Origin of the sequence: Pseudoxanthomonas japonensis (assembly GCF_010093445.1) — a bacterium.
GTDB classification, from domain to species: domain Bacteria; phylum Pseudomonadota; class Gammaproteobacteria; order Xanthomonadales; family Xanthomonadaceae; genus Pseudoxanthomonas_A; species Pseudoxanthomonas_A japonensis.
The window spans coordinates 53,382-76,646 of record NZ_PDWW01000002.1; the positions used below are offsets into that span (position 1 = coordinate 53,382).

Here is a 23,265-nt window from a genome sequence, read left to right on the forward strand (position 1 = left end):
GCGTGCAGGTTGTCTTTGCCGCTCGTTTGCCGTGCGGAGTGATGTCGTGCGATGGCGGGCTTGAGCCCGCCCTACGCGAACGCGCATGCGCCAACCGGGTATCGATCATTAACCGCAGGTGTGCGGCGCGCGCGTTTTCACGGTATTGCCACGCGCGCCGACGATAAGCTGAATGCGTCGCTGCTGGGTAGGAATACGCGTGGACAACTCGATGACGGCAGCCGGACCGGACGATCCCCTGGAACAGCGCGTCCGCTTGTACGAGACGCTGCTGCAGGTCACGCCCGACTTGGTCTACATGTGGGATCTGCAACACCGCTTCACCTATGCCAATGCCGCACTGCTCGCGATGTGGGGCATGACCTGGGACGAGGCCATCGGCAAGAACTGCCTGGAGATCGGCTACGAGCCGTGGCATGCGGCCATGCACGACCGCGAGATCGAGCAGGTCGTCGCCACCCGTCAGCCGGTGCGCGGCGACGTGCCGTTCAATGGCACCAACGGGCGCCGCATCTACGACTACCTGCTGATGCCGGTGATCGGCCCGGACGGCGAGGTGGAGGCGGTCGCCGGCACCACCCGCGACGTCACCGAGCGCAAGCTGCACGAGGACGCCCGCCGTCGCAGCGAGGAGCGGCTGGCCGCGATGGTCGACGCCACCACCGACCTGGTCTACCGCACCAACGAGGACTGGAGCGAGGTGGACATCGTCGGCGGCAGCCTGCTGCTGGGCCGGCATGGCTCGCTGACCCCCGACTGGCTGGAGGTGCTGGTGCACCCCGATGACCGCGAACAGGTCCGCCATGCCATCGCCCATGCGCGCGCCACGCAGACGCCCTATGCGGCCGAGCACCGCATCCGCAACGACCGCGGCGACTGGTCGTGGGTGTCCTCGCGCGCGGTACCGATCCGCCCGATCGGCGGCCAGGTCACCGAATGGTTCGGCGCGGCCACCGACATCAGCGAGCGCAAGCGCCACGAGGAACACCAGCGCCTGCTGCTCGCCGAACTCAACCACCGGGTCAAGAACACGCTGGCCATCGTTCAGTCGATCGCCCTGCAGACGCTGGGCACCAACGGCGACGCGTCGCCCGGGTACGACCGCTTCGAGGCCCGCCTGCACGCCTTGAGCCAGGCGCACGACATGCTGACCGTCAAGCAGTGGGTGCACGCGCCGCTGGAGGCGATCGTGCGCACGGCCATCGCGCCCTGCGCGGACGATCCCGGCCGTTTCACGCTGCAGGGCTTCCCCGTGGAACTGGAACCGCAACGCGCGCTGGCGCTGACCATGGCGCTGCACGAGCTGTTCACCAACGCGATGAAGTTCGGCGCACTGTCCACCGAAGGCGGGCACGTGGATATCCGCTGGACGCGCGAAACGCGCGACGGCGGAGAGTGCCTGGTGTTGCGCTGGGAGGAGCGCGGCGGACCGCCCGTGGTCGCCCCCACCCGGCGCGGCTTCGGCTCGCGCCTGATCGAACGCGGCCTGCGCCATGACCTGGGCGGCGATGTATCGCTCGATTTCCTGCCCACCGGCGTGACCTGCCGGATCACCGCCCCGCTTGCCACCGAAGGAGCCGCTGCATGACGCCGGAAGCCGACGCCAACCGTGTCTTCATTGTCGAAGACGAATTCATGCTGGTGATGCTGCTGGAGGACCTGCTGCCGACGCTGGGCTACGCGGTGGCCGGCAGCGCCGGGTCGGTGGAACAGGCACTGACGGACCTGGAGGCGAACGAGATCGACCTCGCGGTGGTGGACGTGAACCTGGCGGGCACCGAATCCTTCCCCGTCGCCGATGCGTTGCGCGAGCGTGGCATCCCGTTCCTCTTCACCACCGGTTACGGGCAGCAGGGCATGCCGGCGCGCTTCGCCGATACGCCGGTGCTGGCCAAGCCTTATCGCCGGCACGACATCCAGGCCGCACTGGAGCAGCTGCAGGCGACGCAATGAGGCATGCGCGCTACGACGACGCGATCGTCGTGGCGCTGCCGTGCTCGTAATTGATGCCCATCCGGCGCCCGAGCGCATGCAGGCGGCGCAGTACCGCCGAGCGCAGATGCATGGGCGCCTGCTCGTAGACCTGCATCCACAGGCTGCGAAGGAAGGCATGGGGATCGCCGATATCGGCGCCGGAGCGGATCAGGTTTTCGGCGTCGGACAGACGCGCATCGATGCGTTCTTGGCAGAGCATGTCGGGATGCTGGCGTCGCGTTCGTAAAGACACCGTAGGCATGGCGTGAGTGCGTTCAGCCGCCAGTCGTGCAAGCGCCCGAGCGTGACCGTGCGCTGAAAACGGCGGCCGCGCCGTCACGGATCGTCAACGTGCCGATGCACACGCTGTTCGCATGCCAGATGCGAGGACATCCCCCATGCAACGTACTCCCCGCGAAGTTCCGCCGCGCGCACCGACGGCCGTGGAGCGGCAACGCCGCCCCGCTGGACCGGTGGTGTCCGGCGAGTCGACCGGCAAGCGCACCAGCGACGAACGCAACGATCCGGCGGTGGAGCCGGGCGCTGCGCAAGGCCGGCTCCACGACGATCGTTCCCCCCAGAACAGGATGCTTCATGACTCCCCTCGACAAGGCGCTGCGGCGCGAACTCACCATCGGTGACCAGGTGTACACGCTGACCATCGACCCCGTAGGCCTGAAACTGGTCGAGAAGGGCCGTCGCAACGGCGTGGAAGTGCGCTGGGCGGACTTCGTCTCGGGCGACGCCGCACTTGCGGCGGCGTTGCAGGCGTCGACGTCGAAGACGTGAGCGCACGGCCGTGCCGTGCGCGGGAGAACATCATGCACGTTCCCGTCATCGCCCAAGGCACGCCGCAACCCAGCGAGCCGGGCAAACCCACGCAACCGGGCACGCCGACGCCGCCAGGCCAGCCGTCCGAACCCGGCAAGCCGAGCGAGCCGGGACGGCCGAGCGATCCGTATCGGCCCGAGGATCCCGCGGTACCACCCGTGCCGCGCGATCCCCGCGATCCGGACGACGTGCCGGGCGGCCCGGACCAGCCGCCTGACACCGGGATCCCTGTCGACGATCCGCGCGATCCGCGCAGCATCGCCGACTGACACCACCGTGCGACGCGGCGAATCCTGGAGTATCCAATGACGTCACGCGTCGCGACATTCCGTGAGCAGAAAGGAGCGTGCATGCGACTTGCCGACTTCATAGAAGCGAACACCGGACGCATCCTCGATGACGCGGTGGAGTTCGCGATCACGCAGGCACCGGCGGGCGCCGGGCTGAACCTGAAACGCCTGCGCAACGATATTCCGCTGATCCTGCGTGCGATCGTGCTGGATCTGCGTACCGCGCAGAGTCCTGCGCAGCAGCGCGACAAGGCCGAGGGTCGTGCGCCCGCGGCGGTCGGGCCGGAATCGGCGGCGACCAGCCATGGCCGCAGCCGCGCGGACGACGGGTTCGGCGTCAACCAGATGATCGCCGAGTACCGCGCGTTGCGTGCGTCGGTGCTGCGCCTGTGGTCCGCCGACGAGGCGTTGGCCGCCCGTTCGGTCGAGGACATGATCCGCTTCAATGAAGCGATCGACCAGGCGGTGGCCGAATCGCTGGCGGAGTTCTCGCGCACGGTGGACTCGTGGCGCCATGTCTTTCTTGGCGCGCTGGGCCACGATCTGCGCGGACCGCTCAGTGCGGTCGTGGGCACCGCGGATCTGCTGGTGGACAGCACGAAGGGCACGCCCCATGCGCGCCAGGCCGAACGCATCCTCAGCGGCGGCATCCAGCTGGGCCGCCTGGTGGACGGGCTGCTGGACTACAGCAAGAGCACGCTGGGCGGCGGCATGAATCTCCAGCTATCCGCCTGCGATCTGGGTCCCGCACTCGCGGAAGAAATCGACCTCCTGCGCGTCTCGTTGCCCGATGCGCCCATCTCGCTGCAGGTCGAGGGCGACACGTGCGGCCACGTCGATGACGCGCGCATCCGCGAAGCGGTCCACAACCTGGTGACCAACGCGGCCAAGTACGGCGACGAAGGCGGCGCGATCGACGTGTCGCTGGTGGGTGCTGGCGACGGCATGGCGATCTCGGTCAGCAATGTCGGCGAGCCCGTGTCCGGCGATGCGCTCAACGACCTGTTCGATCCGTTGCGCCGTGGATCGAAAACGGCCCACAAGGGCGAGCACTCGAGCCTGGGGCTGGGGCTTTTCATCGTGCGCGAGATCGCACTCGCGCATGGCGGCGATGTGGCCGCGCGCTCGCACGATGGCAGGACGACGTTCGTCATCACGTTGCCGCGCAACGCAGGCGACGCGCGCTAGCGCAGGTCATCGTGCACGCGGCACGGTGAGGGTGTGGAACCGCCGGTTCATGTCGCATTGTCGTAATCGAGGTGTTTCGATCACGGTGCGCTCACCAACATGAGCCGAGTGCACATCGCGATCACTCCGGATGCGGAGTATCGGAATGACCCCGCGCAGGCATGTTCACGCAGGTCCATGCGCGGAATGACGCGATGCACGTCGCATCTTCTTTCCTATCCAATACGGAGACAGTCCAGATGACACGCGATACTTCACAGCGGGATGCCAACCGCGATCCGATCAGTGGCGCACCCGGTTCGCACCCGGTCGGCGTGGGCGTCGGTGGCGCCGCCGGTGGCCTGGCGGCCGGTGCGGTGGCCGGCACGGTGTTCGGTCCCATCGGCACGCTGATCGGCGCCGCCGCCGGCACCGTCATCGGCGCGGCGGCAGGCAAGGGCGTGGCCGAACGCATCGACCCGACCGGCGAGGTCGACTACTGGCGCGAAACCGCACCCACGCGTCCGTACTATTCCGGCGAGCACGACTTCCAGCGCGACTATGCGGGCGTCTACCACGCCGGCGCAGTGGCACGCGGCGAGTATCCCGAGCAGTCGTGGGAAGAAACCGAGCGCCGCCTCCAGGCGGGCTGGGAAGAGCGCCGCGGCGAGTCCCGCCTGGACTGGGAGCGCGCACGTCCCGCACTGCAGGACGCATGGGAACGCGCCGACCGTACGTACGATGCGTACGCGCGCACCGACGACACCTTCGCCCAGCGCTTCCAGACGGCGCCGTACCGGCAGGACGGCGACGCGTTCGACGACTACCGCTCGGCCTACCGTTACGGCACCTACGCGCGCAGCCAGTATGCGGATCGTCCCTGGGACGACAGCCTGTCGACCGATCTAGAGCGCGGCTGGGGCCGCTTCCGGGGCGGCTCGCGCCTGACCTGGGAACGCGCCAGGCATGCCGTGGCCGATGCCTTCACCCTGGACCGGCAGAAGCCGCACTGACGTTCCGCGCGCTGCACTCCGCCGTGATGCGGCGGAGTGCAGCGGTGTTCCTCCCTGCACAGGAGATCGATATGAGTGCCTTACCCGTGGATGCCCTGGTCGTCGTCGCCGACGGCGAGGGCGCGCGCATCTTCCGCAACCGCGGCGAAGACGGCGCGGTGTCGTTGCACCAGTACGACCTGCTCGAACTGATGAACGCGAACGATGAGGGGCCATCGGGCAGCGTGCCCGGCGAATCCACCAGCCGCCAGATCGACGAGGCGACCTTCGCCAAGCAGTTGGCGCGCGGATTGAACGACAGTGCGCTGAAGCAGCAGTACGAACACCTGGTGCTGGTCGCCGATCCGGCCACGCTGGGCCGCGTGCGCCCCTTGCTGCACAAGGAGGCCACGCAGCGGATCGTCGCGGAGATCGGCAAGGACCTGACCAACAGCCGGCTCGACGACATCGAACGGCTGGTCGCCCGGGACGCGTGACGTACCGCGCCGACTACGCGGCCGTCGAGCCGGCTCGCAGCACCCTCGATGCCATGGAGGGCATCGTGGTGCTCGAGTTCGGCGCGCCGTGGTGCGGGCATTGCCGGCTCGCCCAGCCGCTGCTGCGCGCCTGGCTGGGCTATATGGCCGGCGTGATCCACCTCAAGATCGAGGACGGCAAGGGACGGGCGCTGGGACGCTCGTTCCGGGTAACGCGTTGGCCGACGGTGATCGTGCTGGACGGCGGGCGCGAGCTGGCGCGCGTGGTACGGCCGACGCGGGCGTCGGACCTCGCTCCGCTGCGAGAGGCGCTCGACGCGTAGCTGCACGGACATGCTCGGCGCACATCGGGAGTTCCGGTGACGGTGCCTGCCGGATGACGCGTGGACGTGTCAGCCTGTCAGCGGGCGTAGCGCGCGGGGGGTTCCTGCACCTTGCCGGTCGCCGACATCGTGATGCGCGGACGCAGCCATTCGGCGAATTCGGCTTCGCTGATGGTGCCTTCCGCAAGGCCCAGTGTCATCGCGTATTTCTCCTCATCACTGGCTGCAAGATCGCCTCCGTTGAGCCGGAGGAAAACGCGGTAGCAGACATGCGCGGTGCGCTTGTTGCCGTCGATGAAGGGATGGTTGCGGGCAATGCCGAACGCGAGTCCCGCCGCCAGATCGGCAAGGTCCGCAGGCGGATCGGCATAGGCATGGCGTTGTTGTGGGCGTGCCAGGGCGGCCTCCAGCAATCCTTCGTCGCGCACACCGCTGCCGCCGCCATGCTCGGCGAGTTGGCGGTCGTGGATGGCCAGTGCCAGCGTCCTGCTGATCCAGATGATCATCGTGTCCGCCTCTACTGTGCCAGCTTGTGCAGGACCTGACGGTCTTCCCGCATCACCTGCTCGGCGATGTCCATCTGCTCGGCCAGCGTGGGGTCGTAGACGGTCAGGCGGATGCCGTCGGGGGTTTCCAGCGCGTGCAGTTCGTCGCCCTTGTCCAGGCGCAGCCGCGCCAGCAGTTCGCGGGGCAGGATGACGCCGGCGGAATTGCCGATGGTGGTGATCTTGAGCTTCACGGAAGGTCTCCAGGCGTTATAACGGGTGTTATACGCGGGTGGAGGGGCGCCGGCAAGGACGCCACCATCACGCCGCACATCGAGCCCGCCGCGCGATGGGTCGGGTAGGAATGTGACAGCATCGGCACAATGGACCATGCTGGCGCCGGTGGTCGGCGTACCGCTTCATTCTTCAGGCGTCCGCGCCGTTAACCGGTCAGGAGGCGAGCGGCAGGAACGTTCCATGGAATCAGGACTCATCGCGACCTATGTGCCGGAACTGGTGGCCACGTCGTTCGTCGTGGCCGTCGTGGCGTCGTACGCCGCGCTGAAGACCACCGGACGCATCCGCGCCAGCGATCCGGTCGCCCGCCGCTGGTGGCTGGCCGGCGGTGCGCTGGCGATGGGCATCGGCGTGTGGTCGATGCACTTCATCGGCATGCTGGCGCTGCGCCTGCCGATCCGGCTGGGCTACGACATCGGCATCACCCTGTTGTCGTTGCTGATGGCGGTCGCCGCCAGCGGCTACGCGCTGTGGCTGGTCACGCGCGACCACGTCACCCGCTTGCGGATGGTGAGCGGCGCCGTGGTGATGGGGTTGGGCATCGCGGCAATGCATTACGTCGGCATGGCGGCGATGCGGATGGACCCGGCCATCATCTACCGGCCGTTGTGGTTCAGCGCGTCGTTGCTGATCGCCATCGTCGCCGCCGGTGCAGCGCTGGCCATCGCGTACCGCCTGCGCGACAACGCGCATCACGAGCGCCTGCACCGCCTGCTCGCCGCCGGCGTGATGGGCGTGGCGATCGTCGGCATGCACTACACCGGCATGGCGGCGGCGTATTTCCCCGCCGGTTCGATCTGCAGCGCGGCACTGCGCGACGGGCTGTCGCCGGATTCGCTGGCCTGGCTGGTGGTGGTGGTGAACACCGCGGTGCTGGGCACGGCGATCGGTGCGAGCGCGCTGGATCGCCTGCTGCACGAGCGCACCGCGCGGCTGTCGGATTCGCTGCAGCTGGCCAACCGCCAGTTGACCCACCTGGCGATGCACGACGCGCTCACCGGACTGCCCAACCGGATGATGCTGACCGACCAGCTGCAGGAGCGCATCCTGCGTGCGCAGCTGGCGGGCGAGCGGTTCGCGCTGCTGTTCATCGACCTGGATGGTTTCAAGGGGGTCAACGACGCCTTCGGCCACCATGTGGGCGATGCGCTGCTGGTGCGCGTGGCCGATACGCTGAGGCGCGTGGCGTCCGCCGACGACACAGTGGCGCGGCTGGGCGGCGACGAGTTCGTCATGGTCACGCGCGTGACGGAGGTCGGCGAGGCCACCGCGCGCGGCGAGCGTCTGCTGGCGGCGCTGGTGGAGTCGACGCGCCTGAAGGAGAACGACGACGTCGCGGTCAGCGCCAGCATCGGCATCGCGCAGTACCCCGGCGACGGCGAGGACGCGCAGGCGATGATCGCGCACGCGGACGTGGCGATGTATTACATCAAGCAGGCCGGCCGCAACGGACTGGCGTTGTACGCGCCATCGATGGGCGAGGAAGTGCAGGGGCAGCTGCAGCTGACCTACGAACTGCGCAAGGCGCTGGAACGTGGGCAGCTGGTGCTGCACTACCAGCCGCAGGTGCGTGCGCTGGACAACGGCATGGCCGGCATGGAGGCGCTGGTGCGCTGGCAGCATCCGCGCCTGGGCCTGGTGATGCCCGACCGCTTCATCGCCCTGGCCGAGCGCGTGGGCCTGATCGTCGACCTGGGCCAGTGGGTGCTGGATGAAGCCTGCCGCCAGTGGGCCGTGTGGCGTCGTGCCGGCGCGCGCGTGCCGACGGTGTCGGTGAACCTGTCGCCGGTGCAGGTGCGCGGCGACTGCCTGGTGGCGCAGGTCGCCTCGGCGATGCGCCGGCACGGCCTGCCACCGGGCGCGTTGACGCTGGAGATCACCGAATCGATGGCGATGCTGGAGCCCGAGCGCACGGTGGCCGTCCTCACGCAGCTGGAAGCGGTAGGTGCGCGCATTTCGCTGGACGACTTCGGCACCGGCTACTGCAGCCTGTCCTATCTCGCCTACCTGCCTGCGCACGAGCTGAAGATCGACCGCCAGTTCGTGCGCCAGATGACCACCGGTTCGCGCCACGCCGCCATCGTGCAATCGGTGGTGATGCTGGGCCAGCAACTCGGCCTGGACGTGGTGGCCGAAGGCGTGGAGACGCCGGAACAGAAGCAGATGCTGGTGGCGATGGGCTGCAGCCGCCTGCAGGGCTACTACATCGGCAAGCCGCGCGCGGTCGAGGACATGCCCGCGCAGGTGCTGCAGGCGCAGCCGCCCGCGGCGTCGGGGACGCACGGGTAGCGAACAGGGGGATGCGGAGTGCGCCGCGGGCAGGTCCGCGGTGTTCTCTCATGCCACGGCGCTGGCGGGATCCGGCCGCGCATCCGACCGGTCGTTCCGTCCGGGTCCGGCCATCCACGCCAGCAGGTCCGGCATTGTCATCGGTCGGGCGATCAGGAAACCCTGGATCTGGTCGGCGCCCTCGGCACGCAACCATGCCCGTTCTTCATCGCACTCCACGCCTTCGGCCACGACCTGCAGACCCAGGCCATGGCCCAGGGCGATGATCGAGCGGCAGATGGAGGCGATCCTGGCGTCGCGGTGCACACCCCGCACGAAGCTGCGGTCGATCTTCAGCTTGTCCACCGGCAGATCGCGCAGGTAGCCCATGCTGGCGTATCCGGTGCCGAAGTCGTCCACCGACACGCCACAGCCCTGCTCGCGCAGTTGGCGCACCGCTTCGCGCACCAGCGCAGGGCGGCGCATCATCGCGCTCTCGGTCAGCTCCACCTGCAGTGCGCCAGGCGGCAGGCCGTAGGTGCGCTGGACCGCGTCCACGGTTTCCGGCAGCGCACCTGTCATGAATTGCACCGCCGATACGTTGACCGCGATCGGGATGTCGTGCGCGTACTGCAGGGCCAGCGCGCAGTGCGCTTCGGCGCACGCGTGCAGCACCCATTCGCCGATCGGTACGATCAGGCCGGACTCCTCGCAGAGTGGAATGAAGGTGTCCGGAGGCACCGGACCATCGTCGGTCGTCCAGCGCAGCAGCGCTTCCAGCGCCAGCAGGCGGCCGTCGTCGGCGGCGACGATCGGCTGGAAGGCGAGGTGGAACGCGTTGGCGTTCACTGCTTGGCGCAGGCGCGGAATGGTGGCCAGGCGGTCTTCGGCGCGCTTGGACAGAACGCTGGTGTAGTGCATCAGCGGCAACCGTTCCTTGCGCGCCTGCACGCATGCCAGTGCGGCATGGCCGATCACGGCATCGAGCGGCTCCTGCGGAGCGTTCTGCGCGGCCACCCCGATCCACGCGTCGACGCGGTGGCTGCCGTGATCGGTTTCCAGTGGCTGCGCGAGCACCGCTTCGATGCGCTGCACGGCCAAGGACGCGTTGGCGGCCACCGGTACCAGGACCACGAACGCGCTGGACGGGTCGAAGCCGACCAGCGTGCGTTCGCACAGCGCATCGCACAGGCGCTGGCCGAGCAGGCGCACGATGTCGCGCGCGGCGGCCTGGCCCAGCACCGAATCCACGATGTCCAGATCGCGCAACTGCACATGGATCGCAGCTGCCAGGGGGACATCGAGGGCGCCGGGAAACGTGCGGCGCGCGAATGCGGTGGCCATCGCCGCCTTCTTCAGCAGTCCGGTGGTCTCGTCGTGGCTGGCGCGCCACGCCAGGTCGCGTTCGTAGGCGACGCGCTCGGTCACGTCCTCGGCCAGCACCAGGCGCGCGTCGTGGCCGCCGAAGACGATGGTGCTCGTGTGCACGCGTACCGACAGCGCCTGCCCGTCGCGGGTCAGGTGCGTCCACACATGGTCGTTCCCGTCGTGCTCGTCATGCATGGCCACCGCGGCGCGCACCGCCTCGCGGTCGACCTCGGGCCGGATATCCAGGATGGTCATGGCCAGGAACTCGTCCTTGCGGTAGCCGTAGTGGCGCACCGCGGTCTCGTTGACGGCCAGGAAGCGCAGCGTCTGCACGTCGAACACCCAGAACGGCAGCGGATTGAGATCGAACAGTTCGCGGAACTGCTGCTCGGCCTGCTCCAGCTTCGCCTGCTGCTGGCGGCGCGCCGTGATGTCCTGCAGGGTGCCGGCGAGCAAGTATGCGCCATCGTGGTCGCGTCGCGCGCCGCCCTGCGAGCTGACCCAGCGCAGGCTGCCGTCGGTGCGGATGATGCGGAACTCGGACTGGAAGTCCGTCTGCTCACGCAGCGCGTGCTGCAGCAGCTCGGCCTCGTCGGCGCGATCGTCTTCGTGCACGTGCGCCAGGAAGTCTTCGATCGGCACCGGACTGGCGTCGGCATCGCGACCCAGGATCTCCAGCGCCCGTCCGGACAGGCGCGCCTGTTCGAGGTCCGGGTCCAGCACCCAGATACCGGTGTTGGCGGCATCCTGCGCCAGGCGCAGCCAGCCTGCATAGCGCTGCAGTTCCGCGTAGGCGGCGCGGTTGTACGCCTCGGAGCGCGAGACGCGGCGGATCACGAACGCCACCGCCAGCCAGTACACGAGCAGTGTGGCCAGCGCGGCGGCGCTTTCGCGCTCCCAGGCCGCCAGATAGTCGGCACGTGCGACGCCGACTTCGGTCTGGAACGGTGAATCGGGTGGGGCGTAACAATGGGTGAAGCGCGGAGTCGTGCCTGCTCCCTGACTGGCCAGGGGGATACCGTTGCGGCCATGCACGATGGCGATGCCGTCGCTGCCGATTTCCAGTGCATCGAGTTGCGCGGCCAGCTCGCTGGCCGGGACGGGAGTGACGACCCAGTGGCCGGCAGGCGTTTGCACGCCGATCCACAATTGGGCGCCGTCGGCGGCGCCGATGGTGGCGTAGCTGACGAGGATGCCCGCTTCGCGGCGCGCCTGTGCGACAAGCGTGGGCAGAGTGTGCCAGGCGCCCGTTTTCGCCAGCAGCGGACGCCCGGTGCCGTCGTAGACGTTCACCGGCCGCGGCGAGGTGCCGATATCCGGTGGCAGCAGCCCGGCGCTGCGGCCATGGCCACGCATCGTCATCGCCGCATCGGCCTGCGGACCGATGGCGTGCAGGTAACGCACGATGCCGAGGGCATGCGCGCGCACGGTGTCGTGCAGCGCCTGCGCCTCGGCCTGGGTGTGGGCTTCGGCGGCACGGACGCGTGCGGAACGGTCGGTGATGCTGATGGCGAGCATGCCGGTGGTGAGCAGCAGGCCGAGCATCGGCGCCACCCAGCGCACGTGTGGCGCCGATACGCCACTGGTCTCGGGGATGGAGATCTTCATGGCGGCTTTGGACGGCGCGGCGCGGCGGACCGCACGCGGTGGCGGGGGCGGCGGGTCATGCGGCGTGCGCCGTCACCTGCGAAAGCTCCCGATGCGGGCCGCGCAGCTCCAGACGGAACACGGCCGCCGCGTCCTGCAGGTGCTGCGCCTGTTCTTCCATGGCGCGCGCGGCGGCGGTGGCTTCCTCGACCAGCGCCGCATTCTGCTGGGTGGCGCCGTCCATCTGCACGATCACCTGGTTGATCTGCTCGATGCCCATGCTCTGCTCCTGCGAGGCGGCGCTGATCTCACCCATGATGTCCGTCACGCGCTGCACGCTGGCCACGATCTCCTCCATCGTCTCGCCGGCCTGGTGAACCAGGCGCGCGCCGTCGGCCACCTTGTCCACCGAGGTCTCGATCAGGTTCTTGATCTCCTTGGCGGCATTGGCCGAGCGCTGCGCCAGCGTGCGCACCTCCGAGGCGACCACGGCGAAGCCGCGGCCCTGCTCGCCGGCACGGGCCGCCTCCACCGCGGCATTGAGCGCCAGGATGTTGGTCTGGAACGCGATGCCGTCGATGACGGAGATAATCTCGGCGATGCGGCGCGAGGACTGTTCGATGTCGGACATCGTGGCGACCACCTGGCCGACCACCTGGCCGCCCTGCGACGCCACGCCGGCCGCGCCGATGGCGAGCTGGTTGGCCTGACGCGCGCTTTCGGCGTTCTGGCGCACGGTGGAGGTCAGTTCTTCCATCGACGCGGCGGTCTCTTCGAGGTTGGCCGCCTGTTGCTCGGTGCGACGCGACAGATCCTGGTTGCCGGCTGCGATCTCGGACGACGCAGTGGTGATGGCGCCTGTCGCGTCCTGGATGCGGCTGACGATGTCGGTGAGCTGGTGGACCGTGGCGTTGGCGTCGTCGCGCATGCGGGCGAACACGCCTTGGAACTCGCCCTGCATGCGCGTGCCCAGATCGCCCTGCGAGAGCGCCTGCAGCACGCCGGAGACCGCCTCCACACTGGTGGCGATGGCGGTCAGCAGGCCATTGATCTGCTGCGACAGGCCCAGCAGGAAGCCCTGCTTGCCGATCTCGCTGATGCGCCCGCTCAGGTCGCCCTGCACGGCGGCCTGGACGATCCGGGTGACCTCCTGCTCGACGCGCAGTTCGGCGGTGCGGTCGGCCCACTCGACCACGTAGCCGGCGCGTGCGCCGGTGGTGTCGGTCACCGGGTTGATGATCAGTTGCATGGTGCGCCCGCCGACGCCGATCTGCGCGCGGTGCGTGCCCTGCAGGCGATCGAGCATCGACGACTGGTGAGCCGGGTTGCGATGGAACTGGTCGATGCTGCGGCCGACCACGCTGGCCGCTTCGAAGGCCGGCAGGTCCTGGCGGATATCCTGCTCAGCCTCGGCCAGCATGGTCATCAGCGGACGGTTGGCGTAGACGATGGTGCGGTCGGCATCGGCGATCATGACGTTGGTGGTCACGTCGTCCAGTGCGGTGCGGATGCGCAGGCCTTCCTGTGCCAGCCGCTGTTCGCGTTCGATCCGCTCGCGCAGCGCGTCGCGCATGCCACGCATCGCCCGCATCAAGGCGCCGATCTCGTCGTCACGCACCACTGCGATCTCGGCGTCCAGCGTGCCACGGGCGATCTCGTCGGCCGCTTTCGTTGCCGCCTGCAACGGTCGTACCAGGGCACGGCTGATGCGCCACGCCAGCAGCAGGCCGGCGACCGTCGCCAATGCGCCGAATACCAGCAGGGTCCAGGTACTGGCGCGGGTGGCGCGTCCGATGGAGGCGATCGCAGTCTGCATGGCGCGGTCATGGGCATCGATGGCGCCCTGCAGAAGCGCCGTTCGCGCGTCTGCGGTTCTGGTGCCGGCTCCGAGCAGCAGCCGTACGGCGGCGACATCCTGATGACCTAGTGCCTGCGCCGCGACGCGGTCCGCCACCGCGCGCGTCGCGGCTTCGGCCGCCACCGCTCGGTCCAGCAGCAGGGACAACCCGCGATCACGGGCCAGCGAGCGGTAGTCGGCCAACTGGCGATCGTAGTCGCGGCGGATGCCGTCCAGACGTGCCTTCACCGCCGGGCGCGCTTGCGGTGCGCTGAGCAGTAGTTCGCGGGTGACCGACTCGGCGCGCAAGGTGTCGCGCCGCATCGCCGTCAGGTGTGCCATCTCCTTCATCAGCACATCGGTGATCTCGTGCTGCCGGCTGGAAACGCGGCGCAGCTGCACTAGCGAAATCGCGCTGGACAAAGCCAGCATGCCGACCAACAGGCCAAACCCCAGCGCCAGGCGCTGGGCCACTTTCAACGTCATCGCTTTCATGCATTACGCTCCCGTGATGAGGAGCCTGTGTCCGCCGCTGCGACAAAGGCTCAGAGCGTCAGCTTCGATCCCGATCCCGGTGTCCGCCTTGATCCAGCGCAAGATGACCGGTCGGATGTGTCGAACTACGACACGCGGCACATAATCAATCGAAGTTAATCGCTTCATGGCCCGCGCGACGGGCCGGGAGCCTTCAGGCAACCAGTCGTCGGGTGGGTTCGCCCCGGAATATCGGCATCCGGACGAAGTCTTTAGCGAGAACGTCTACGCCTTTTGTCCTAATAATCGATGGATGAAAATCATTATCGGCATGAGGTTATAAGCGAGCTTATGTAATTCCGATAACGCAGGTTTTAGGCATGGAATGTCAGTATTTTCCCGACACATTAAAGACAGGGCGCCTGCGGTGTTCTACGCCGCAGGCGCCCCGGATGGACGTGCAGGAGGGTGGCCGCGCGTCAGCGATAGACGCGCTCGCAGCGACGCTCGACGATGCGGTCGCCCTTGTTCTCCTGGCTGTTGCCCTGCACCTTGCGGCCGATCGCGCCGCCGGCGACGGCACCACCCACGGTGGCGACCTTCTTGCCGTTGCCGCTGCCGACCTGGTTGCCGAGCAGGCCGCCGACGACGGCGCCGATCGCGGTGCCGGCGACGCGGTTGGGATCGCGGCTGTTCTTCTGCACTTCGACATTGCGGCATTCGACCTTGCTGCCGTCGCTGAAACGGCGGCCCTCGTCTTGCGGACCGTAGGTCTGCGCCGCGGCTGCGGACATCAGCGACATCAGGCCAAGCGACAGCAGGATGGGAGAGGTTTTCATGGCGTATCTCCTGGTGGGAATCGCCGTGCCAGCGTGGGCGGGCGCTCGCGAACGCGTGGTGAAATCGGCGGGTATCGTTCACCTGCGGGTACGCCTGCCGTGACGCCGGCGCAACAAAGATGACGCACGCCTGACGGCAGCGGTGGTCGTTGACGGCGCGGCGACGCCCGTCGGCCTAGCGTGCGGCTATTCCAGACGAGGAAGCACGCCATGCATACGCCCGAGGAGTTCGAGAAGAAGCTGTGGAAGGCGATCAAGTCCGATCGCACGATGATGCTGGGCCTGGACGGCGTGGAGGACGGGCATACCCGCCCGATGACGGCGCTGCTCGAACACGAAGGGCGCGGACCGCTATGGATCTTCACCGCCACCGACAACCTGCTTGCACAGCGCACGCGGGAACCGCAGCGCGCCATCGCGACATTCGCGTCCATGGGTCATGACGTCTTCGCCAGCCTGCAGGGCTCGCTGGTACGCGACGACGATCGCGCCGTGATCGAGCGTCTGTGGAATCCCTTCATCGCCGCCTGGTACGAGGACGGCAAGGACGATCCCAAGCTCGCGCTGCTGCGTTTCGACGCCGAGCACGCGGAAATCTGGCTCAACGAACACAGCCTGCTCGCCGGCGTGAAGATGCTGCTGGGGGTGGACCCCAAGGAAGATTACGGAGACAAGGTCGCTGAAGTGAACCTGCGCGGATAGGCCAAACGTCACGCCTTCCCCAACGCCACATGACTCGCGCGGGTGCGGAGGTGTCCGCACCCGCGCACCGGACGCGTGATCGGGGGAAACCGCAGCCGGAACAGGGGCCAGGATGCGGCGATCACCGACCGGATGTCATGCCCCATGTTGCTTTACTCGCAAGCCCATCTGCATACGTTGCTGGACCGCCTGGAAACCAGCGATGCCCGCGCCACCGGGCAGCTCGAAGCCCTTACCGTCTGGATCGCGGCCCTGGTCCAGAGCCACCCCGACGGCGAGCGCCTGCGCGCCGCCGCGCAGGCGCTCTCGGCGCGCAGTCCGTTCCGCGCGCTGTGCCAGTACCAGGAAGAAGTCGCCGCCTACGACGCCACGTTCTGCCAGCTGCAGTCGCTGGCGGCACCGGTCGATACCGGTCCCCGCACGTGTGCCCCGTTGCCGCCGAACGTATGAAGCGCGGCTCTCCCGATGCGGGGCGCCGTCGCGCACGCCGCCGTGATGACGGCACGGGGGCCGAGGTGGTGCCGCTCTGTGCGGCCAGCGTGTTCGCCGCGGCGACGCTCGCCTTCGCAACCCTCGGCGTACCAGATACGTTGCGCACGATGACCGATACGGTACCGAAGGATGCGGCATGCCATCCCGCTGCCATGCATCTAAACGACGACGACAACGCCCGCGGCTGACGCCACGCACGGGGGATCGCGACGCAATGGTGAAGAGGGTACCGCGCCAGCGATCCGTTCACGGGGACGCACTTGCAGCCAAGCTGGGCGAAGCTGAGGCTTCGCACAACGGTACCCTTGTGATCGCCGTGGCTGTATCACCTGGATCCGGCACGCCGCGGTTGCGGCATCGACCACGCCTGCAGTGTGGTGTTCCTTGCGCAAAGACGGCGTCAACGCATCGGCCACGCAGCGCTGGAAGTGCGGGCCGGATCACAGGATGGCGTGAACCTGCGCTGTCCCGCGATCGCCATCGACGCCGGAAAGGACGGTTGCGGAGAGGAAGGCCTACTTCGCCTCCAGCTCCTTGCGCATGCGCGCGTAGTCGCGCCGGTACCGGCGCGCCAGTTGCGCCTTCTTCGTCGCGCTGAGGATGCGGCCGGAGACCTGGAAGAACTTCTTCTCCTCCTCGCGCAGGTGGTGGTGCACCTTCTCCGACAGTTCGCGCGCCTTCTTCAGCCAGGTGGCTCGGCGGGGGTCGAGCGCCTGGATGTCCTCGACCAGTTCGTCGATCTCGTGGTGCTCGTGCAGCGCATGGCGCGAGGAGTTCAGTCCGCGGTCGTCCATCAGGATCGGCACGTAGAGGAAGCGCTCCTCGGCCGCGGCGTGCGCGGCCAGTTCGATGCGCAGTGCGGTGAACAGGTCCAGCCGTTCGCGCGTACCGGGCTTGGACCTCAGCAGGCGGCGGCACAGCGAGCGCTGCGTTTCGTGGCTTTCGTGCAGGGCATCGTAGATGGACTCGGGCATGGCGCGCTCGCGGTGGCTGGCGGAGCGCCAGCGTCCGTCACCCGGTGTCGAGACTGCGTTAACGACGCCTCGCGGACACTGGCTGTCCACAATCGGCAGGAATACTGCCGCGACCATCACCGGAGAAGGCTCCATGGAAACCAACGAACTGCATCGCGGTCGCCTGATCGACCATATCCAGCTGGTCGTGCGCGACCTGGAGGCCAGCCGTACCTTCTACGCCGCGGTGTTCGACGTGCTCGGCATTCCGATGGCCGGCGAGGGTGGCAACTACTTCTGGGCCGACGAGCTGTTCGTCTCCACCGCCGACAGCGAGGCGGCGGACGGCAAGCTCACCGGTCGCCATCACCTGGCGTTCCAGGCGCAGGACCGCGCGATGGTGGACCGCTTCCACGAGGTCGCACTGGCGCATGGCGGCAAGGACAACGGCGCGCCTGGCCTGCGCGACTACCACCCGGGTTACTACGGTGCGTTCGTGCTGGATCCGGACGGCAACAACATCGAAGCCGTCTACCACGGTGAAGCGAAACGCAGCGCGCCGTCGGTGAAGGTGGAGTTCTGACGCATTCCGATGCCTTCTCCCCGCGAGGCGGAGAGAAAGGTGCCCGAAGAGCCTGCGCCGTACTCGATACGGGGGCGGATGAGGGGCAAGCGCCGGTCGCGGGCCTGCGCACGCTGATGGAGCAGGGGTTGCTGGTGGAAGTCTTGCCACAGCACGTCGCCGAGCCGATGCCGGTGACGCTGCTGTACGCGCATCGCCGCCACTTGCCCCAGCGTGTGCAGGCGTTCATGGCGTGGCTGACGGAGACGGCGCGGCCTTATCCGGATGCATGATCTCGACGCGTCGCCGCGATCACACCGGTTGCCGAACCTGCGTATCGGCGATGGTGCGGTGCTTCAACCGCGCATGGAAGAACCGGCGGTGAGCAGCGTCGACGAAGGCCAGTTCCGTCGTGGCGCGATGTCAGCTGCGCATTGCGCTGGGTGTCGCGGCGTGCTGACGGGCGTAGCGACGCGGCGGCAGGCCGGTATGGCGGAGGAAAGCGGTGCTGAATGTGGCGGGTGAGCGATAGCCGACCTGGTCGGCGGCGTCGGCCACGCTGACGCGACCTTCGCGCAACAACTCGCGGGCGAGCGCCATCCGCCAGTTCAGCAGATAGGCCATCGGCGCGACGCCGACCGCGCGACTGAAGCGTTCGAAGTACGCCGAGCGGGAGAGCGCGGCGTGCCGGGCGAGTTCGGCGACGGTCCATGCATGCGCGGGCCGTGCGTGCAGTGCGCGCAGCGACGGCGCCAGGCGCGGATCGGCGAGGCCGCGCAGCAGGCCCGGTGGCGTGGTGGCGGCAGGCATGGCGCGAAGCGCTTCCACCAGCAGCAGGTCCACCAGTCGTGACAGCACCACGTCGCGCCCGGGACGGTCGTCATCGGCTTCATCGCCCAGCAGCGTCACCAGTTGCGAGAACCTCGGTACGCCACGCACATGCACCAGTGCGGGCAACAGCGCGGCCAGCAGGTCCGGCTCGTTCGCAGCGAAGCGGAACCAGCCGCCGAGCAGGCGTACGTCCGGCGGCCCGTCCTGGCGACCGTGGCGGATTGCCTGGTCCGGCGGCGGGTCGCGGACCGGGTCGATGTGGTGGGGCAACTGCGTGCGCCCATCCGACAGCAGGAACCCCGGGGTCGCCGGCAGCAGGACGAAGTCGCCGGTTTCCAGCACCACCGGGGCATGGCCATCTACCGCCAGCACGCACCGGCCTGCCTGGACAATGCAGAAGCTGGGCTCGCCGAACGGGCTGTACCGCACCGCCCAGGCGCCGGCGGCGGTGATGCCCTTGGAGAAGGCCGCCTGCGGGCGGAGCAGGCGGACGATGTCGGACAGTGGGTCGGACATATGGACGATCCAATAAGAAAAGTGGACGCAGGGCGATAGAGCGTCCGGCGATGCTCGCCTATCGTGGCCTCCCGATCAACGACCACGGACCCCGCCCATGAAGACTGTCCTCATCACCGGCTGTTCCTCCGGCTACGGCCTGGAGACCGCCCGCCACTTCCACGCCCAGGGCTGGTACGTCATCGCCACCATGCGCACGCCGCGCCCGGAACTGCTGCCCAACGACGAACGCCTGCGCGTGCTGCCGCTGGATGTCACGCGGGCCGACAGCATTGCCGCCGCGCTGGAGGCGGCCGGGCCCCTGGACGTGCTGGTCAACAACGCGGGGCTCGGCCTGTTCGGCGCGTTCGAGGCCACGCCGATGGCCACGGTGCGCGAGATCTTCGAGACCAACACCTTCGGCACGATGGCGATGACGCAGGCGGTGATCCCACAGTTCCGCGCGCGCCGTGCGGGCACCCTCGTCAACGTCACCTCCAGCGCCACGCTGGCGCCGATGCCGCTGGTGGCGGCCTATACCGCCAGCAAGACGGCGATCGAAGGCTTCACCGCGTCGCTGGCGCACGAGTTGGGCGCGTTCGACGTGGCGGTGCGGCTGGTCGAGCCGGGCTACGCACCCACCACGCGCTTCGCGGCCAATGGCGAAGAGCGCATGCGCGGCCTGGTGCCCGACGCGTATGCGCGCTACGCGCAGGAGGTGTTCGCCGGCTTCGCCGATGCGGATGCCTTCACGCTGGAAACCGATGTCGCGCAGGCCGTGTGGAATGCGGTCCACGACGCCAGCGGACTATGGCGTTTCCCCGCCGGCGCCGATGCGGTGGCGCTGGCCGCGGCCAGGCGCTGATCGGCGCGGAAAAAAGAAGCCCCGCATGGCGGGGCTTCTTGCTCACCCGTGCCGCGGCACTCAGGCCTCCACGTCTTCCTTGTACGCATCCACCGGGATGCAGGCGCACATGACGTTCTTGTCGCCGTAGACGTTGTCCACGCGCGAGACCGGCGGCCAGTACTTCTGCAGTTTCAGCGTAGCCAGCGGGAACGCGGCCAGTTCGCGTGGGTAGGCGTGGGCCCATTCGCTGGCCATCACCATCGTCGCGGTATGCGGCGCATTGCGCAGCGGGTTGTCCTCGCGGTCCAGGCGGCCGTCCTCGACCGCACGGATTTCCTCGCGGATCTCGATCATCGCGTCGATGAAGCGGTCCAGCTCGTGCTGCGATTCGCTTTCGGTCGGCTCGACCATCAGCGTGCCGGCGACCGGGAAGCTCAGCGTGGGCGCATGGAAGCCGAAGTCGATCAGGCGCTTGGCCACGTCCTCGGCGCTGATGCCGGTGCGGTCCTTGATCGGGCGCAGGTCGAGGATGCACTCGTGCGCCACCAGTCCGTTGCGTCCGGTGTAGAGCGTCTCGAAGTGCGGTTCCAGCCGCTTGGCGATGTAGTTGGCGTTGAGCAGCGCCACCTGGGTGGCCTTGCGCAGGCCGGCCGCGCCCATCAGCGTGATGTACATCCAGCTGATCGGCAGAATGCTGGCGCTGCCGAAGCTGGCCGCCGACACCATGCCCACGTCGCCTTCGCCGCCGAGCTTCTTCGGCAGGTACGGCGCCAGGTGCGCCTTCACCGCGCACGGACCCACGCCGGGACCGCCGCCGCCGTGCGGGATGCAGAAGGTCTTGTGCAGGTTGAGGTGCGAGACGTCCGACCCCCACTTGCCGGGCTTGGCCACGCCGACCAGCGCATTCATGTTGGCGCCGTCGGTGTACACCTGGCCGCCGTGCTGGTGGACGATGTCGCAGATGGCGACCACGTCTTCCTCGAACACGCCGTGCGTGGACGGGTAGGTGATCATGATCGCGGCCAGGCGCTCGCTGTACTTCTCGGCGGCGCGGCGGATGTCCTCGACGTCGACGTTGCCGTTGGCGTCGCACTTGGTCACCACCACCTGCATGCCGCACATCTGCGCGCTCGCCGGGTTGGTGCCGTGCGCGGATTCGGGGATCAGGCAGATGTCGCGGTGGCCTTCGCCGCGTGCGCGGTGGTAGGCGCGGATGGCGAGCAGGCCGGCGTATTCGCCCTGTGCGCCGGAATTCGGCTGCAGGCTGACGGCGTCGTAGCCGGTGCATTCCACCAGCATGGCTTCCAGCTCGTCGATCAGCTGCGTGTAGCCCTGCGACTGGTCGGCCGGCGCGAGCGGATGGATGTTGCCGAACTCGGGCCAGGTCACCGGGATCATCTCGGCGGTGGCGTTGAGCTTCATGGTGCAGCTGCCCAGCGGGATCATGGTGCGGTCCAGCGCCAGGTCCTTGTCCGACAGCGCGCGCATGTAGCGCAGCAGTTCGTGTTCGCTGTGGTGCGTGTTGAACACCGGGTGGGTCAGGAAGTCGCTGGTGCGGCGCAGGGCGTCAGGAATCAGCGACGGCGCGCTGGCATCCAGCGCATCGACCGACGGCAGCGTGGCGCCTTCGCCGGCGAACACGCCCCACAGCGCGTCGATGTCGGCGCGGGTGGTGGTTTCGTCCAGCGAGATGCACAGCGAACCGTTGCCGCGCACGCGCAGGTTGATGCGGGCGTCGCGGGCGCGCGCCAGGATCGCATCGCGCGCGTCGCCAGGTTCGATGCAGAGCGTGTCGAAGGCGCTGGCGTGCACGGTCGGATAGCCGAGCGTGCGCAGGCCGGCGGCGAGGATGGCGGTCAGGCGGGCGACGCGGCCGGCGATGCGCGCCAGGCCTTCGGGGCCGTGGTAGACGGCGTACATGCTGGCCATCACCGCCAGCAGCACCTGCGCGGTGCAGATGTTGGAGGTGGCTTTCTCGCGGCGGATATGCTGCTCGCGCGTCTGCAGCGTCAGGCGGTAGGCCGGCTTGCCCTCGGCATCGACCGACACGCCGATCAGGCGGCCCGGCATGCTGCGCTTGTAGGCGTCGCGGCAGGCCATGAAGGCCGCGTGCGGCCCGCCGAAACCGAACGGTACGCCGAAGCGCTGCGAGTTGCCGATGACGATGTCGGCGCCCATCTCGCCCGGCGGCTTCAGCAGGGTCAGCGCCAGCAGGTCGGTGGCGACGACGAACAGCGCGTTGTGCGCATGGATGGTGTCGGCGTCCTTGGACCATTCCTCGACCCAGCCGCTGGAGGCGGGGTACTGCACCAGCACGCCGAAGTAATCGCCGGCGGCCAGCTTCTTGTGGAAGGCATCGGTGGAACGCACGACGTCGACGGTGATGCCCAGCGGCTCGGCGCGGGTGGCCAGTACTTCGAGCGTCTGCGGGTGGGTGTCGCCGGCGACCAGGAACGTGTTCGACTTCGACTTGGCGGAGCGCTTGGCCAGCGTCATCGCCTCGGCGGCGGCGGTGGCTTCGTCCAGCAGCGAGGCGCTGGCGATCTCCATGCCGGTCAGGTCGGTGACCAGGGTCTGGAAGTTGATCAGCGCTTCCATGCGGCCCTGCGAGATTTCCGCCTGGTACGGCGTGTAGGCGGTGTACCAGGCCGGATTCTCGGGGATGTTGCGCAGGATGACCTTAGGCGTGTGCGTGCCGTAGTAGCCCTGGCCGATGAAGCTGCGGAAGACCTGGTTGCGGTCGGCGACGGCGCGGATCTTGGCCAGGGCCTCTTCCTCGTCGATCGGGGCGGGCAGCGCCAGCGGCTGCGCGGACTTGATGCTGCCGGGCACGATGGCGTCGGTCATCGCATCGAGCGACTCGTGGCCGACCACGCGCAGCATGTGCGCGATCTCGGCGTCGTTGGGGCCGATGTGGCGTTCGAGGAACGCGCCGTGGTGCTCGAGCTCGCGCAGGGAGGGGGTATTCGACATGGAAGGCATCCGGAAGGGCAATGAGGACCGGCGCGCGGAAACCGCGCGTGGTGTGCCCCTCTGTCCTTTTGCCTGAGAGTTTGGAAGCGCGCCGACGAGGAGGTCGCGTGCTTCGTGCCCCTTCGGCGCCGGCGCTGCCGCGTGGGCGGCCGGTCTCTCCAGAGTGTCGTTGCAGTGGTGG

At 68.4% G+C, this 23,265-nt stretch carries 24 protein-coding genes and 1 riboswitch; of the genes, 15 read left to right on the forward strand and 9 right to left on the reverse strand.

The features are described from left to right. Positions 1-199: 199 nt before the first annotated feature. Positions 200-1,588, forward strand: coding sequence for a sensor histidine kinase (locus CSC78_RS19255; protein WP_407072265.1), 1,389 nt, complete (start codon positions 200-202; stop codon positions 1,586-1,588). Beyond that, positions 1,585-1,953, forward strand: a complete 369-nt coding sequence (locus CSC78_RS02030; protein WP_162336249.1) for a response regulator — start codon at positions 1,585-1,587, stop codon at positions 1,951-1,953. Before CSC78_RS19255 ends, CSC78_RS02030 begins: the two co-directional genes overlap by 4 nt. Positions 1,954-1,963: 10 nt before the next feature. Here the strand turns inward: CSC78_RS02030 and CSC78_RS02035 are convergent, their stop codons facing one another. Beyond that, the gene (locus CSC78_RS02035; protein ID WP_162336250.1) at positions 1,964-2,194 is read right to left on the reverse strand and encodes a hypothetical protein; all 231 of its coding nucleotides are present in this window, start codon (positions 2,192-2,194) and stop codon (positions 1,964-1,966) included. A 374-nt stretch (positions 2,195-2,568) separates the two neighbouring features. Between CSC78_RS02035 and CSC78_RS02040 the strand changes: the two genes are divergently transcribed. From CSC78_RS02040 to CSC78_RS02065, 6 genes are all read left to right on the forward strand, one after another. Beyond that, positions 2,569-2,763: a hypothetical protein gene (locus CSC78_RS02040; RefSeq protein ID WP_162336251.1), complete on the forward strand. Its 195-nt coding sequence runs from the start codon at positions 2,569-2,571 to the stop codon at positions 2,761-2,763. A 32-nt stretch (positions 2,764-2,795) separates the two neighbouring features. Beyond that, positions 2,796-3,074, forward strand: a complete 279-nt coding sequence (locus tag CSC78_RS19140) for a hypothetical protein (RefSeq protein WP_162336252.1) — start codon at positions 2,796-2,798, stop codon at positions 3,072-3,074. A gap of 81 nt (positions 3,075-3,155) precedes the next feature. Then, positions 3,156-4,283, forward strand: a complete 1,128-nt coding sequence (locus tag CSC78_RS02050) for a sensor histidine kinase (RefSeq protein ID WP_162336253.1) — start codon at positions 3,156-3,158, stop codon at positions 4,281-4,283. Positions 4,284-4,522: 239 nt separating this feature from the next. Continuing rightward, positions 4,523-5,275 carry a hypothetical protein gene (locus CSC78_RS02055; protein WP_162336254.1) on the forward strand — a complete coding sequence of 251 codons (753 nt, stop codon included), beginning with the start codon at positions 4,523-4,525 and terminating at the stop codon, positions 5,273-5,275. 71 nt (positions 5,276-5,346) lie between these two features. Next, complete coding sequence (locus tag CSC78_RS02060; RefSeq protein WP_162336255.1) at positions 5,347-5,751, forward strand: host attachment family protein; 405 nt, start codon at positions 5,347-5,349, stop codon at positions 5,749-5,751. Between the two features lie 53 nt (positions 5,752-5,804). Then, complete coding sequence (locus CSC78_RS02065; protein WP_162336472.1) at positions 5,805-6,074, forward strand: thioredoxin family protein; 270 nt, start codon at positions 5,805-5,807, stop codon at positions 6,072-6,074. Between the two features lie 77 nt (positions 6,075-6,151). On the opposite strand, the gene CSC78_RS02070 is transcribed toward CSC78_RS02065, so the two are convergent. Both CSC78_RS02070 and CSC78_RS02075 read right to left on the reverse strand, forming a co-directional pair. After that, a complete protein-coding gene (locus CSC78_RS02070) occupies positions 6,152-6,580 on the reverse strand; it encodes a type II toxin-antitoxin system death-on-curing family toxin (RefSeq protein ID WP_162336256.1) in 429 nt (142 codons plus the stop codon). Positions 6,581-6,591: 11 nt separating this feature from the next. Next, positions 6,592-6,813: an AbrB/MazE/SpoVT family DNA-binding domain-containing protein gene (locus CSC78_RS02075; protein ID WP_162336257.1), complete on the reverse strand. Its 222-nt coding sequence runs from the start codon at positions 6,811-6,813 to the stop codon at positions 6,592-6,594. A 223-nt stretch (positions 6,814-7,036) separates the two neighbouring features. On the opposite strand from CSC78_RS02075, the gene CSC78_RS02080 reads away from it, so the two are divergent. Further along, the gene (locus CSC78_RS02080) at positions 7,037-9,145 is read left to right on the forward strand and encodes a putative bifunctional diguanylate cyclase/phosphodiesterase (RefSeq protein ID WP_162336258.1); all 2,109 of its coding nucleotides are present in this window, start codon (positions 7,037-7,039) and stop codon (positions 9,143-9,145) included. A 48-nt stretch (positions 9,146-9,193) separates the two neighbouring features. Here CSC78_RS02080 and CSC78_RS02085 read toward each other — a convergent pair whose 3' ends face one another. The 3 genes from CSC78_RS02085 to CSC78_RS02095 all read right to left on the reverse strand — a co-directional run bounded on the left by CSC78_RS02085 (position 9,194) and on the right by CSC78_RS02095 (position 15,229). Next, positions 9,194-12,100, reverse strand: a complete 2,907-nt coding sequence (locus tag CSC78_RS02085; protein ID WP_162336259.1) for a GGDEF domain-containing phosphodiesterase — start codon at positions 12,098-12,100, stop codon at positions 9,194-9,196. 55 nt (positions 12,101-12,155) lie between these two features. Further along, positions 12,156-14,411: a methyl-accepting chemotaxis protein gene (locus CSC78_RS19145; protein WP_274379336.1), complete on the reverse strand. Its 2,256-nt coding sequence runs from the start codon at positions 14,409-14,411 to the stop codon at positions 12,156-12,158. A 458-nt stretch (positions 14,412-14,869) separates the two neighbouring features. Beyond that, positions 14,870-15,229: a glycine zipper 2TM domain-containing protein gene (locus CSC78_RS02095; protein WP_162336260.1), complete on the reverse strand. Its 360-nt coding sequence runs from the start codon at positions 15,227-15,229 to the stop codon at positions 14,870-14,872. Between the two features lie 210 nt (positions 15,230-15,439). Here CSC78_RS02095 and CSC78_RS02100 point away from each other — a divergent pair, with 210 nt between their 5' ends. From CSC78_RS02100 to CSC78_RS02110, 3 genes are all read left to right on the forward strand, one after another. After that, entirely contained in the window at positions 15,440-15,931 is a 492-nt protein-coding gene (locus CSC78_RS02100) for a pyridoxamine 5'-phosphate oxidase family protein (RefSeq protein ID WP_162336261.1), read from the forward strand. Between the two features lie 144 nt (positions 15,932-16,075). Beyond that, positions 16,076-16,381 (forward strand): hypothetical protein, encoded by a 306-nt coding sequence (locus CSC78_RS02105; RefSeq protein ID WP_162336262.1) that lies wholly within the window; start codon positions 16,076-16,078, stop codon positions 16,379-16,381. Next, the gene (locus CSC78_RS02110; protein WP_162336263.1) at positions 16,378-16,611 is read left to right on the forward strand and encodes a hypothetical protein; all 234 of its coding nucleotides are present in this window, start codon (positions 16,378-16,380) and stop codon (positions 16,609-16,611) included. Before CSC78_RS02105 ends, CSC78_RS02110 begins: the two co-directional genes overlap by 4 nt. Positions 16,612-16,938: 327 nt before the next feature. Here CSC78_RS02110 and CSC78_RS02115 read toward each other — a convergent pair whose 3' ends face one another. Next, positions 16,939-17,397: a hemerythrin domain-containing protein gene (locus tag CSC78_RS02115; RefSeq protein ID WP_162336264.1), complete on the reverse strand. Its 459-nt coding sequence runs from the start codon at positions 17,395-17,397 to the stop codon at positions 16,939-16,941. A gap of 133 nt (positions 17,398-17,530) precedes the next feature. Between CSC78_RS02115 and CSC78_RS02120 the strand changes: the two genes are divergently transcribed. Then, positions 17,531-17,959 carry a VOC family protein gene (locus CSC78_RS02120; RefSeq protein ID WP_162336265.1) on the forward strand — a complete coding sequence of 143 codons (429 nt, stop codon included), beginning with the start codon at positions 17,531-17,533 and terminating at the stop codon, positions 17,957-17,959. 134 nt (positions 17,960-18,093) lie between these two features. Continuing rightward, positions 18,094-18,231, forward strand: coding sequence for a hypothetical protein (locus CSC78_RS02125; RefSeq protein ID WP_379608558.1), 138 nt, complete (start codon positions 18,094-18,096; stop codon positions 18,229-18,231). 130 nt (positions 18,232-18,361) lie between these two features. On the opposite strand, the gene CSC78_RS02130 is transcribed toward CSC78_RS02125, so the two are convergent. Then, entirely contained in the window at positions 18,362-19,285 is a 924-nt protein-coding gene (locus CSC78_RS02130) for an AraC family transcriptional regulator (protein WP_162336266.1), read from the reverse strand. A 97-nt stretch (positions 19,286-19,382) separates the two neighbouring features. On the opposite strand from CSC78_RS02130, the gene CSC78_RS02135 reads away from it, so the two are divergent. Then, complete coding sequence (locus CSC78_RS02135) at positions 19,383-20,129, forward strand: SDR family oxidoreductase (RefSeq protein ID WP_162336267.1); 747 nt, start codon at positions 19,383-19,385, stop codon at positions 20,127-20,129. Between the two features lie 60 nt (positions 20,130-20,189). On the opposite strand, the gene gcvP is transcribed toward CSC78_RS02135, so the two are convergent. Further along, on the reverse strand, positions 20,190-23,093 hold the full coding sequence (gcvP, locus tag CSC78_RS02140) for an aminomethyl-transferring glycine dehydrogenase (RefSeq protein ID WP_162336268.1): 2,904 nt from the start codon (positions 23,091-23,093) through the stop codon (positions 20,190-20,192). Between the two features lie 41 nt (positions 23,094-23,134). Next, positions 23,135-23,256: riboswitch (glycine riboswitch) on the reverse strand. Positions 23,257-23,265 lie beyond the last annotated feature (9 nt).